Annotated in this window: 10 protein-coding genes; 9 read left to right on the top strand and 1 reads right to left on the bottom strand. The window is 68.6% G+C overall.

Annotated features, from left to right (window positions below):
* The first annotated feature begins 29 nt into the window (after window positions 1-29).
* Entirely contained in the window at window positions 30-1457 is a 1428-nt protein-coding gene (glmU, locus tag LH076_RS13160) for a bifunctional UDP-N-acetylglucosamine diphosphorylase/glucosamine-1-phosphate N-acetyltransferase GlmU (RefSeq protein WP_227781198.1), read from the top strand.
* Window positions 1458-1466: 9 nt separating this feature from the next.
* Window positions 1467-2447: a ribose-phosphate diphosphokinase gene (locus LH076_RS13155; protein WP_227781197.1), complete on the top strand. Its 981-nt coding sequence runs from the start codon at window positions 1467-1469 to the stop codon at window positions 2445-2447.
* 186 nt (window positions 2448-2633) lie between these two features.
* On the opposite strand, the gene LH076_RS13150 is transcribed toward LH076_RS13155, so the two are convergent.
* On the bottom strand, window positions 2634-3563 hold the full coding sequence (locus LH076_RS13150) for a DUF559 domain-containing protein (RefSeq protein WP_227781196.1): 930 nt from the start codon (window positions 3561-3563) through the stop codon (window positions 2634-2636).
* A gap of 374 nt (window positions 3564-3937) precedes the next feature.
* On the opposite strand from LH076_RS13150, the gene LH076_RS13145 reads away from it, so the two are divergent.
* From LH076_RS13145 to LH076_RS13115, 7 genes are all read left to right on the top strand, one after another.
* Window positions 3938-4612 (top strand): 50S ribosomal protein L25/general stress protein Ctc, encoded by a 675-nt coding sequence (locus LH076_RS13145; protein ID WP_227781195.1) that lies wholly within the window; start codon window positions 3938-3940, stop codon window positions 4610-4612.
* 3 nt (window positions 4613-4615) lie between these two features.
* Complete coding sequence (gene pth, locus LH076_RS13140) at window positions 4616-5197, top strand: aminoacyl-tRNA hydrolase (protein ID WP_227781194.1); 582 nt, start codon at window positions 4616-4618, stop codon at window positions 5195-5197.
* A 220-nt stretch (window positions 5198-5417) separates the two neighbouring features.
* Window positions 5418-6422, top strand: a complete 1005-nt coding sequence (pstC, locus tag LH076_RS13135; protein WP_227781193.1) for a phosphate ABC transporter permease subunit PstC — start codon at window positions 5418-5420, stop codon at window positions 6420-6422.
* Complete coding sequence (pstA, locus tag LH076_RS13130) at window positions 6422-7618, top strand: phosphate ABC transporter permease PstA (protein ID WP_227781192.1); 1197 nt, start codon at window positions 6422-6424, stop codon at window positions 7616-7618. Before pstC ends, pstA begins: the two co-directional genes overlap by 1 nt.
* A complete protein-coding gene (locus LH076_RS13125) occupies window positions 7618-9261 on the top strand; it encodes a substrate-binding domain-containing protein (RefSeq protein ID WP_227781191.1) in 1644 nt (547 codons plus the stop codon). The genes pstA and LH076_RS13125 overlap by 1 nt, the downstream gene beginning before the upstream one ends.
* Window positions 9258-11873 carry a hypothetical protein gene (locus tag LH076_RS13120; protein ID WP_227781189.1) on the top strand — a complete coding sequence of 872 codons (2616 nt, stop codon included), beginning with the start codon at window positions 9258-9260 and terminating at the stop codon, window positions 11871-11873. Before LH076_RS13125 ends, LH076_RS13120 begins: the two co-directional genes overlap by 4 nt.
* Window positions 11870-12838, top strand: a complete 969-nt coding sequence (locus LH076_RS13115) for a class E sortase (protein ID WP_227781188.1) — start codon at window positions 11870-11872, stop codon at window positions 12836-12838. The genes LH076_RS13120 and LH076_RS13115 overlap by 4 nt, the downstream gene beginning before the upstream one ends.
* Window positions 12839-12858 lie beyond the last annotated feature (20 nt).

Raw genomic sequence — 12858 nt, 5'->3', positions numbered from 1 at the left:
GCGAGGTCCGCCACCTAGACTCACCAAGCGTGACATCCCAGAACGAGTTGACCGTCGTCGTCCTGGCCGCCGGGGGAGGGACGCGGATGAAATCGCGGACCCCCAAGGTGCTCCATGCCGTCGCAGGCCGCTCGATGATCGGCCACGTCCTCGCCGCGGTCCGGGCACTCTCGCCCGCCCGTGTCGTCACCGTCGTCGGGCACCAGCGGGAGCTCGTCGGCCCGCACGTGACGTCCCTGCTGCCGGAGGCCGTGCTGGCCGTCCAGGAGGAGCAGCTCGGCACCGGCCACGCCGTCGCCGCCGCGCTCTCCGCTGCGCCCGTCGACACCGGCACCGTGCTCGTGGCGTACGGCGACACCCCGCTGCTCCAGTCCTCGACGCTCTCCTCGCTGGTCGCCGACCATGAGGCATCGGGTCGCGCCGTCACGATCCTGACCGGCGTGGTCACGACTCCTCGGGGCTACGGCCGCATCGTCCGTGGTGTCGCAGGCGACGTGACGGCCATCGTCGAGGAGAAGGACGCCTCGGAGGAGCAGCGCGGGATCACCGAGGTGAACTCGGGGATTTATGCCTTCTCCGCGTCGTTCCTCGCGGCAGCGGTCGGGCGGATCGGCAACGACAACGCCTCGGGTGAGTTCTACCTGACCGACGCGGTGGCGCTGGCCGTCGGTGACGGTCTGACGGTCGGTGCCCTGGTGGTCGAGGACGTCGCCGAGATCGAGGGCGCCAACGACCGCGCCCAGCTCGCCGCCCTCGGACGGGCGCTGAACACGCGCATCGTCGACGGGTGGATGCGGGAGGGTGTGACGGTCGTCGACCCGCTCACGACCTGGATCGACGCGGAGGTCGAGCTCGCCCCCGATGTCACGGTGCTGCCCGGCGTACAGCTGCAGGGAGCCACGCGGGTGGAGGCCGACGCGGTCATCGGCCCGGACTCCACGCTGAAGGACACCGAGGTGGGGGAGGGCGCGTCGGTGGTCCGCACGCACGCCAACCTGGCCGTGATCGGCGCGGGAGCCGAGGTCGGACCCTTCACCTACCTGCGTCCCGGCACCGTGCTCGGTGCGCGCGGCAAGATCGGCGGTTTCGTCGAGACCAAGAACGCGACGATCGGTGAGGGTGCCAAGGTGCCGCACCTGAGCTACGTCGGGGACGCGGAGATCGGGGAGGGCACGAACATCGGTGCGGGCACGATCTTCGCCAACTACGACGGCGTCGAGAAGCACCACACGGTCGTCGGCCGGCACGCGCGGACCGGCTCCAACAACACGTTTGTAGCGCCCGTCACCATCGGCGACGGCGCCTCCACCGGTGGCGGCACGGTCGTGCGCGAGGACGTCCCGCCGGGAGCGCTCGCCGTGTCGGCCGGCCCGCTGCGTGTCATCGAAGGTTGGGCGTCCGCCAAGCGTCCGGGAACGAAACAGGCCGATGCGGCCGAAGCCGCCTCGGATCGATAGGATCGCCCCGTGACTGACGTCAAGAAGACCACCGAGAAGCACCTGATGGTCTTCAGTGGCCGGGCCCACCCGGAGCTGGCGTCTGAGGTGGCGGACCTGCTCGACACGCCGCTGGTGCCGAGCCAGATGTTCGACTTCGCCAACGGCGAGACCTACGTCCGCTTCAACGAGTCGGTCCGCGGCTGCGACGCGTTCGTGCTGCAGAGCCACACGACGCCGATCAACAACTGGATCATGGAGCACCTGATCATGGTCGACGCGCTGAAGCGCGCCTCGGCCAAGCGGATCACCGTCGTGATGCCCTTCTGGGGGTACAGCCGCCAGGACAAGAAGCATCGCGGTCGCGAGCCGATCTCGGCCCGTCTCATCGCCGACATGTTCAAGATCGCCGGCGCGGACCGCATCATCACCGTCGACCTCCACGCCGACCAGCTCCAGGGCTTCTTCGACGGCCCCGTCGACCACCTCTTCGCGCTGCCGATCCTCACCGACTACATCCGCGAGAAGTACGGCGATCGCGACCTTGCCGTCGTCTCGCCGGACGCCGGCCGGATCAAGGTCGCGGAGAAGTGGGCTGCCCGGCTCGGCGGCGTACCGCTGGCCTTCATCCACAAGACCCGCCGGACCGACGTCGCCAACGAGGTCGTCGCCAACCGCGTCGTCGGCGACATCAAGGGCAAGGTCTGTGTCCTCACCGACGACATGATCGACACCGGCGGCACGATCGTGAAGGCTGCCGAGGCCCTGATGAAGGACGGCGCCGCCGGCGTGATCATCTGCGCCACCCACGCCATCCTCTCCGACCCCGCCGTCGACCGGCTCAAGAACAGCCCGGCCGTCGAGGTGATTGTCACCAACACGCTGCCCATCCCCGACGACAAGCGCTTCGATAAGCTGACCGTCCTCTCCGTCGGCCCCGTCGTCGCCCGCGCCATCCGCGAGGTCTTCAACGACGGCTCGGTCACCTCCATGTTCGACGGCCACGCCTGACGCTCGCTCCGACCGCGAGGCACGCGGCCACCCCTCCTCCGCCGCCGCGCCCGCCCCGAAGCCACACCCGCCCCGACCGCACATTTGTGGGGTTACACGCCGGCGGTCGGCCTGCGGGTCGGCGCGTAACCGTGCATTTGTGTGACCGTTGCCGTTGCCGGTGGGGGTGCCGGTGCGGCAGCCGTATCACGCCGCCGCGCGTTCGCTGAAGTGCGCTCGCCAGGTGTTGGCGACGGTGTGCCCGTCCCGGAGCAGGCCAGCGGCGACGAGAGCGGTCGCGACACGCTCGAGGGTGGCTGCAGGTGTGCCGTAGATGTCCGCCGACACCAGCACGAGCATCGTCCAGCCGTCTGCCTCGATCTCCTCACGGCGGCGCAGGTCGGCGACCCACTGCTGCTCGCGCTCGATGTGATGGCGACCGTCGTACTCGACGATCACCTTGACCCCGCGCCATGACAGGTCGAAACGGCGGCGTACGCCGGCCACCAGCTGTTCCTGGTTGACCTCCGGCTCGGGCAGCCCGGCGAGCACGATCAGCATCCGTGTCCGCGTCTCCATCGGTGACTCGACGCCGTTCCGCACATAGGTCGCCGCGGCACGGGCGGCAGTCGCCCCCGGCCCCTTCGCCTTCTGGCAGTAGGCCCTCAACCGGCCGAGTGTGCTCAGCCCCTTCTTCACAATGTGGTCGCCGACCACGACCAGGTCGACCAAGGGCAGGAGAGTCGCCATCTCCACGAACGTCTGTTCCGGGGACGAGACGTAGACACCGTCCTTGAGCTTCACGCGGGGCCGACCCTTGGTGTGGTGGCAGCGCACGCCCGGCCGTTGGCGACGGTGCTTCAGAGCGCCCACAGTCACGTGCTCGTCGGGGAGCATGGGGATCGGGAGGCCCCACAGGCGGGCCGCGGTGCTGTGGCTCGCGAAGCCCGGTTTCCCGATCGCTGCAAGGGCCGCCGCGGCCGCGATCAGAGGCGTGGTGGGGATCTGGTGAGCGATGTAGATGCCCCGGTGGAGGGATCGATAGGCCGACGACCTCAGCTCCGTGGTGGAGATCCCGGCTCTCAGCGCATCAGTCCGCGTGAAGGGCTTCGTCGTCACGAGCTTCTGGCGAGTCATGGGCGCAAGCGTGGACGACTCCGGCCGGAACCGTCGGCGTCCATCCACAGCCCGCCGCCCAACCGCACATTTGTGGGGTTACGCGCCGGCGGTCGGCCTGCGGGTCGGCGCGTAACCGTGCATTTGTGTGATCGGGGTAGGCGCTGCCGAGCCGACCGCCTTCACAGGCAGCGCGGATTGGCGCTGGGCGGCGCCGGCTGCCTAGACTCTCTCAGTCGCTTTGGCGAGGGAGGATTGACTCCGTGATCGACTGGGCTGGCAGCTGGACAGGTCTCTGTCCATCACGCCGCGCCGAGTCCAGCGCGGCGTTTGTCGTCTCTCGGCCAGAGCGCTGACATCCCGACAGACCCAGAGACTTCCCCAAGGAGTACGACATGTCCACCGAGCAGATCATCGCTGAGACCCGCACCGAGTTCGGCAAGGGCGCCGCCCGCCGCATCCGCCGCGAGAACAAGATCCCCGCCGTCGTTTACGGCCACGGCTCCGAGGCCACCCACATCACCCTCCCGGGTCACGAGACCATGATGGCGCTGCGCCACCACGGCACCTCCGCCGTCCTCGAGCTCGTCATCGACGGCAAGCCGCAGCTCGCCCTGACCAAGCAGGTCCAGGTCGACAGCCTCCGCCGCCTCATCGAGCACGTCGACTTCGTCGCCGTGAAGGCCGGCGAGAAGGTCACCGCCGACGTCGCGGTCACCATTGTCGGCGACACCGCCCCCGACACGCTGCCGACCCTCGAGGCCGCCACCATCTCCGTCGAGGCCGAGGCCACCCACCTGCCCGAGGGCATCGAGGTCAACGTCGACGGCCTGCAGGCCGGCACGACGATCACCGCCGCCGAGGTCACGCTGCCCGCCGGCGTCACGCTGGTCACCGACGCCGAGCACATCGTCGTCCACGTCGGTGGTGCGCCGACCGCCGCCCAGGTCGAGGCCGAGCTGGAGGCCGCTGAGGCCGAGGTCGGCATCGTCCACGAGGAGTCCGACGCCGAGATCGAGGCGGCCGCCGAGGCCGCTGACGCCGACACCGAGGCCACCGAGGCCGAGTGATCCATGAGTGACGAGGCCTGGCTCGTCGTCGGCCTGGGCAACCCCGGGCCGACGTACGCGGGGAATCGTCACAACATCGGCTATCTCGTCAACGACGAGCTGGCCACCCGGCTGCGAGGGACCTGGAGGTCCCACAAGGCCGGGCGCTCCGACATCGTCGAGGGCCGCCTCTCCATAGGCGGCCCTCGTGTCGTTCTCTGCCGCCCGAAGTCGTTCATGAACGAGACCGGCGGCCCGGTCAAGGCGACCGCGCAGTTCTACAAGATCGCGCCTGACCACCTCATCGTCATCCACGACGAGCTCGACATCGACTTCGACACGATGCGGGTGAAGTACGGCGGCGGCGACAACGGCCACAACGGCCTCAAGTCCATCCGAGGCAGCCTCGGCACGGGTGACTTCTACCGGGTGCGCGTCGGCATCGGCCGACCCCCGGGCCGCCAGGACGTGGCGGACTTCGTCCTCAAGGACTATTCGGCCGCCGAGCGGAAGGTGCTTCCGTTCCAGGTGGACACGGCCGCCGACGCCATCGAGTGCCTCATCTCCGAAGGCCTCGAGAAGACGCAGTCACGCTTCAACTCCTGAGCTGTCCGCGCGGTGTCCATGCCGCTGAACCTGGGTGAACAGCGCCCGAAATCCGCCATGATCCGAGGCGCTCGGATTCATACTCTCCGCTCAGGATTTGTCATCCCACGGGCGGGGGCTGTTCACCTCTCGTCCACCGTCTGCGACGGATCTGGTCGTCTGCTTTCTTGAAACTCACTCCGTTTGCACGCCATCTCGGGCTGTATCAAGAAAGCCAACGGTGACCTCTCTTCCTGTGCCCGACGCCAGCATTGCCGGCGCCGAGCCTCGCCGCATCTCCCGTCGGCCGTCTGGTGCGGACGCGGTCTTCGTCAACGTCTCTCGCGTCGTCGCCGCCTCGGTCCTCGTCGTCACGGGCGGCATCGGGATCTTCCTCGCCTACCAGTCGCTGCCGACGCTGCGGCACTACGGGTTCAAGTTCTTCACGACCCAGGCATGGAACCCGGAAGCCGACACCATCGGTATCGCGGCGATCATCGTCGGCACCTTCGAGGTGGCGCTGGTCGCGATGGTCATCGCCTTCCCGCTAGCCATCTCCATGGCGCTCTACATCACCGAATACGCCCCGCCCAAGCTGCGTTCCATTCTCGTCGCCGCCGTCGACCTGATGGCCGCCGTGCCGTCGATCGTCTACGGCCTCTGGGGTTTCTTCCTCATCCAGCCGCATGCCGCGCACTTCGCGCTGTTCCTGCAGAAGCACTTCGGTTGGTTCCCGCCGTTCCACGTGGGCGCAGACCCGAACGCGGCGGTGCCCGACGCGACGCGTTACCAGGCCAGCGCCTTCATCGCCGGCGTCGTCGTCTCGATGATGGCGACCCCGATGGCCTGTTCGATCATGCGCCAGGTCTTCAGCCAGACACCCGAGGGCGAGAAGGAGGGCGCGCTCGCGCTGGGCTCGACTCGCTGGGGCATGATCCGGGCCGTCGTCCTGCCGTTCGGCCGCGGCGGCATCATCGGCGGCACCATGCTCGCGCTGGGCCGCGCCCTCGGCGAAACGATGGCCGTGGTCATGATCATCAGCCCGGAGTTCCTGATCAAGGGCCGCATCCTCGAGATCGGGAGCGACACCGTCGCGGCCACCATCGCGCTCCAGTTCGGTGAGGCCAACGGCATCCAGCTGTCGGCGCTGCTCGCCGCCGGCTTCGCGCTCTTCGTGATCACCCTGCTCGTCAACACCCTCGCCGCCATCGTCGTGAGCCGCAGCCGCTCAGGAGCGGATAACTGATGACTGCGACCCTCAGCCCGTCGACCACGACGACGCACACCCACATTCCGGCCAAGGCGGACGGGCATCCGGCTCCACGGACGAACCTCGGCCAGCTTCCGGCCGACGAGCGCTTCCTCACCTGGGGCGCTCGCATCGCCGCGCTCCTCTTCGCGTGGGTCGTCGTCGATCGTCTTCTCCCGATCCACGGTCTCGGTTGGTTCGTCGTCGTGTACGGCGTCACCAACCTGTTGATCCTGGTCGTCGGCACCGCGATGACCAACAACAACGTCAGGGTGGCGGACCGTGTCGCTCAGTGGTTCGTCTCCGCCGGCACGCTGATCGTCCTGGTCTCCCTGGCCTCGGTCCTCATCTATGTGGTCGCACGGGGCTGGAGCGCCCTCATCCACCTCAACTTCTTCACCGACGACATGACCGGTGCCGGCACGAAGGCTCCGCTCGACCAGGGCGGCATCATCCACGCCATCATCGGGTCGATCGAGGAGCTCGCCCTCGCCGCAGTCATCGCCCTGCCGCTCGGTGTGGGCACGGCGGTCTTCATGAACGAGGTCGGCGGTGGCTTCGCGCGCGTCGTCCGCACTGTCGTCGAGGCGATGACCGCCCTTCCCGACATCCTCGCGGGTCTCTTCATCTACACCGTGTGGATCATCGCGTTCGGCTTCCCCCGCTCCGGGCTCGCCGCCAGCCTCGCCCTCTCGGTGATGATGCTCCCGATCATCGCGCGCGCCTCCGACGTGGTCCTCCGCGTTGTCCCCGGCACCCTGCGGGAGGCGTCGCTCGCCCTTGGTGCCAGCCGCTGGTCGACGGTCTGGAACGTCGTCCTGCCGACCGCCCGGCCAGGTCTTGCGACCGCGCTCATCCTCGCGATCGCGCGCGGTATCGGGGAGACCGCGCCCGTGCTCATCACTTCGGGGAACGCACCCTTCGTCCACCTGAACCCGACGTCCGGCGTCATGAACTCGTTGCCGATCTTCATCTTCGCCTCGGCCCGTAGCGGCATCGATGTCCAGATCCAGCGCGCTTTCGGCGCCTCGACAGTGCTGCTCGTGCTCGTGCTCGGCCTCTTCATCGTGGCCCGCATCGTGGCCCGCCCGCCCTCGGGGAAGCCGTCGCTCCTCCGGCGCCTGATGAAGGCAGCCCGACCCACTCCGACCAAGCCGCACCACCAGCCTGCACCTGACGAGGAAACCCCCTGATGCGCCCCCTGTCCTTCAAGCGCGCCGGCAGCCTTCTGCTGGCGAGTGTGATCTTTCTCGTCCTGGCCCTTCGAAGCGGCCCGGCGATGGCCGAGTACGCCGTCATCGAGGGATCCGGCTCCACGTGGGCGTACACGATCGTCGAGCAGTGGATCGCCGACGTGAGCAAGTCCGGCCTCCAGGCGACGTTCAACAACAACGGTTCCTCGCAGGGCCGTAAGGACTTCGCCAACTACGTGACCGACTTCGGTGACTCCGACATCCCGTACCAGGGCGTCGACCCGGTGACCCACCAGCAGGACTCGTCGGTCCGCCCGTACGCCTATCTCCCGGTGGTCGCCGGTGGCACCGCGTTCACGTACCAGATCAAGGTCGGCGGAAAGAAGGTCGAGAACCTCCGCCTCTCCGGACAGACCCTGACGAAGATCTTCACCAACAAGATCACCAACTGGAACGACCCCGCGATCACGAAGGACAACAACGGGCACGCGCTTCCCTCGTTGCCGATCACACCGGTCGTGCGCTCCGACGGATCGGGCGCGACGGCACAGTTCACCCTCTGGATGGACAAGCAGTACCCGTCGCTGTGGCGCGCCTACAACGGGGCGGCGGGGCTGACGTCGCTCTATCCCCGCAAGGGTCGCCAGATCGCGGCGTCGGGTGACGACGGCATCATGAACACGGTCTCGTCGGCCTCCGGGAACGGCACGATCGGTTACGCCGAGTACTCCTACCCGCTCAACGCCCACTTCCCGGTCGTGTACGTCGAGAACGCCGCCGGCTACTACGTGCAGCCGACCCAGTACAACGTCGCGGTCGCGTTGACGAAGGCGAAGATCGTCGGCTGTGACGCCAACGGGAACTGCAGCCCCTCCGGTCTGGCGCCGAACACCTACCTGAACCAGAACCTCGACGGCGTCTACACCTACAACGATCCGCGGGCGTACCCGGTGTCGTCGTACTCCTACATGATCATCCCGACGAGCTCGACCGACCGGAAGATGACGCCCGCGAAGCGGCAGACCCTCGCGGACTTCCTGACGTACTCACTCTGCGGGGGCCAGGCGAAGGCCGGTCCCTACGGGTACTCACCCCTCCCGCTCAACCTCGTCAAGGCGGCCTTCGGGCAGGTGCAGAAGCTCGGGCCCCAGGCCGAAGGCGGCGCCGTCAGCGGCGTGAAGATCAGCGACCCGAGCACCAACCTCGCGTCCTGCGACAACCCCACCTTCGTCAAGGGCAACCTGGCGGCGAACCACCTGGCCGACGTCGCCCCGCAGCCGCTGGCGTGCCAGAAGGCCGGAGCCGACCCCTGTGGCACAGCTGTCGTTCCGCCCGGCACGACGACCAAGGCCGGCAGCACGGCAGTGGTGCCCGCAGGCGGAGCCACGGTCGCGGCAGTGCCGACCGGTACCGACGCCGTGGTCGGCGGTGGAACGGCCGCCGCACCCGTGGACGGCGGTACGACGCAGCTCACCTCTGCAGGCCTCACCGCGACGGCCAACGCGATCGAGCTGCCGGCCCGCCGCTCCGGTGACGACAACGCCTTCGGGTTCCTCTCGCTGGTGGAGCTCCTGGCCGTCGTACTGACGCCGGGCGTCTTCGCAGCCGTGCGGCGACGAAGCAAGAAGGGGACACTGCAGTGAGGCGCCTCGCACAGATCGCTGCCGCTGACCGGATCGCCCGTCGCCTGGCCGCTCTCGCCGCTGCCCTTGCCGCGGTCCTCACGGGGCTGGTCCTCCTGCCCGGGACGGCGTCCGCTGCGAACGGCTCCGACGGGTCGGCCTTCCGCCAGACGAAGACGCTGACCCGGTCGTTCTTCGACGCCGCCGGCGAGGCGACCACGGCCACCAACACCGTGACGGTGACGGCCAACAAGACGGTCAACCTCCAGACGCGGGAGCGCATCCACATCGCATGGACCGGCGCGCACGCGACGGGGGGCCGAGCGCTCAACCCGTACGGCATCAACGGTGTGACCCAGGAGTACCCGGTCCTCGTCATGGAGTGCCGGGGCCTCGACGACTCGTCGCTGCCCGAAGCCCAGCAGCTGTCACCGAACACCTGCTGGACCAGCACCTACAGCCAGCGGACCTCGAGTGCCGACCCCTCGCACGCCACGTGGCTCTTCGACGCCAAGAGCGAGACTCCGGTGACCGATCCCGCCGACGCCACGCCCAGCGTCTCAGGCGTCGACCCGACCACCCTCGGCGACGACTGCCCCCTCTCGGAGACGTTCGCCTGGCACGTGACGCCGTATGTCTCGGCCCCCACCTCGGCCAACGCGGACGAGCAGACGTACGAGGCGTGCAACGACCAGACGATGCCTCCGTCCGCCTCGAACAACTCGGGTGAGCCGACCAACGAGATCTACGCGTACACGGGCTCCGACGGCAAGGGCTCTGCGGAGTTCGAGGTGCGGACCAAGATCGAGAACGAAGCCCTCGGGTGCTCCGAGACGGTCGCGTGCTCGGTCGTCGTCATCCCCATGATGGGTGTCGACTGCGCCTCCGCCATCGATCCCTGCAACGGCACGGGCAACTTCGAGCCGGGGTCGCTCAACACCGACAACTCCGCAGTCGACGACGCGCTCTCGCCGCTGCTGTGGTGGTCGCCCTCCAACTGGGACCGACGCTTCAGCATCCCGCTGACCTTCGCACCGCCGCCCAACACCTGCTCGTTGAAGGGTCAGGGCACCCCTGTCCCGTTCTACGGGTCGGAGCTGCTGAGCCAGGCCGCGCTCCAGTGGGCGCCGGCGTACTGCCTGAACCCGAAGCGCTTCAACTGGCAGGCGAACTCCATGCCGGACGACGCCGCCACGCAGCTCGTCCTCAACGGCCAGTCGGTCGCCTCGCAGCCGGCAGGACGCGTCGACGGCGACAGCGGCCTCGCCTACGCGCCCACGGCCCTGACCGGGTGGGGCATCGCCTTCAACATCGACAGACCCGACGGCAGTCAGCTCACGTCACTCAAGCTCAACGCCCGGCTCCTCGCGAAGCTGTTGACGGAGTCGTACCCGGGCACCAACTTCACGAAGCATGCCCACACGGATGCCAAGGGGCACCTCGACCTCGAGAACAACCCACTGTCGGTGAACCTTGATCCCGAGTTCCAGGCGTTGAACCCGGGGCTGAACAAGGTGGCCTTCAACGAGGCGGCCTCGACACTCCTCTCACTGTCGACGAGCTCAGCCGTGATCCAGGCGCTGACGTCGTACATCGCCTCCGACCGGGACGCGATGGCGTGGCTCAAGGGCAAGGCGGACAGCAGCGGCATGGTCGTCAACAGCTACTACAAGGGCCTCAAACTGCCGGTGAACACCTGGCCGTTGATGGACCAGTGGGTCCCGACCAAGACCGGTCAGGCCTGCCTCGACGCCAACCCCGCGCCCTACATGCAGAAGATCGCGGCGCCGGTGAGCAGCTTCGCGCTGATCGCCAAGTCCATGCTGCTCAGCTGGCCGAACGTCAGCACGATCTGCGCGCTCGACTCGACCTCCAACACCTGGACCATGGGTCGCGTCGGGCAGCAGGGGATCGGTCGCCGCCTCCAGCTGGGGCTCGTGAGCCTCGGTGACGCCGCCCGCTACGGACTCACGGTGGCCGGCCTCGAGGCGAAGTCCGGCCACTTCATCGCCCCGGACACGGCCGGGATGGAGGCCGCGGTGGGCGTCATGAAGCAGCCGCTCGCCGACAAGCCGTTCGAGTTCCGCCAAGCGGCGGTGCGCAAGAGCACGTCCGCCTATCCCGGCACCATGGTCGTCTACACCGCGGCCAAGGGACGTGGACTGGACGCGGCGTCGGCAGGACATGTCGCCCAGTTCATCCAGGTCTCCACCTCCGAGGGCCAGCAGCAGGGCCGCGGCAACGGCGAGCTGCCGTCGGGCTATGTCCCGATCCTCAACTCGGGCGCGACGAAGAAGCTCTACACCGCTGCCCGCACGGCGGCGAAAGCAATCCTGAAGCAGAAGGGCGTGCCGGGTGACCACGTGGCGGCGGCCGCGACGCCGGTCACTGGCGTTGCCGTGGCTCAGGCCGTGGTCCCGCCCGCAGCGGCCCCGGCGGCCCCGGCAGCTGCCGCCCCCGCGGCCGCTGCGCCCGCTGCCCAGGCCCCTGCTGTCGCGTCGGTCGTCACGACCCAGCTGGTCTCGTCGAAGATCAGCGGCGGCGCCGTTCCGCTGCTGCTCGTGGGCGCCATCGTGTCGCTGCTGGCCTCACTCGTCCTCCGGGTCCTCCTGCTCGGCCGGAGGCTGTCGTGACCGTCGCAGAGACCCAGCGGCCCATGATTCCGCGCCGGCGATCGAAGGGCGAGGCACCGAAGCGGCGCCCGAAGCTGACCGCCCCGAAGTTCGCCCGACGTGAGATCCGTGCCGGGGAGACGGAGGAGATGCTCGACATCTCCTCCTCGGCCCTGACAGTGGTCACGATCCTGTGCCTGTGGCTGGTGTTCCAGCTCCTGTTCCTGGGGATGCTCTCCGAGACGCGGAGCCAGAACCTCCTCTACGAGCAGTACCGCAGCGAGCTCGCCCAGGCGACGGCTCCGACCGGTGCCCTGGACTACAACGGGGATACCGTCGAGCGCGGTGCGCCCGTCGCGATCCTCAGCATTCCGGCGCTCGGCGCCCAGCAGGTCGTCGTCCAGGGCACGTCCTCGCGTGACCTGATGGCCGGACCCGGGCACTTCCCGGGAAGCCCGATGCCCGGACAACAGGGTTCGCCGGTCGTGATGGGTCGTGCCAGCACCTTCGGAGCGCCGTTCCGCGAGCTGACACAGCTCAGGCCCGGTGACCCGATCGTGGTGCAGAACGCCGAGGGCTCGGTCACCTATCACGTCCTGGGTGTGCGGCGGGCCGGCGATCCGGTGCCTTCTGCCCCGACCGGGACGCAGAGCCGGTTGACCCTCGTCACCGCAACCGGCTCAGGCTTCCTCGCATCCCTGGCGCCGCGCGACGTCGTCTACGTCGACGCGCTGGCCGACAAGGGGACGGGCACCGGCGCGACGGCTGCCCCGGCCTCGGTGGACCTGGCGATGGCGCGCGACACGAGCGTGCTGCCGCTCCTCGCCCTGTGCCTGGCCGCTCTCCTCGCGCTCGTGATCGGCATCTGCGTGGCGCGCCGGCACTTCCATGTCCTGCTCGTGTGGCTCGTCGCCTGCCCGGTGGCGATCGCACTGGCATGGGTGACCACGGACCACGTGGTCGCCCTCCTTCCGAACTTGATGTGAATCCACATCGGGAAACAAGA

The sequence above is a fragment of the Nocardioides sp. Kera G14 genome, from assembly GCF_020715565.1.
GTDB lineage: Bacteria > Actinomycetota > Actinomycetes > Propionibacteriales > Nocardioidaceae > Nocardioides.
This window is presented reverse-complemented; position numbering and strand designations above follow the sequence as displayed.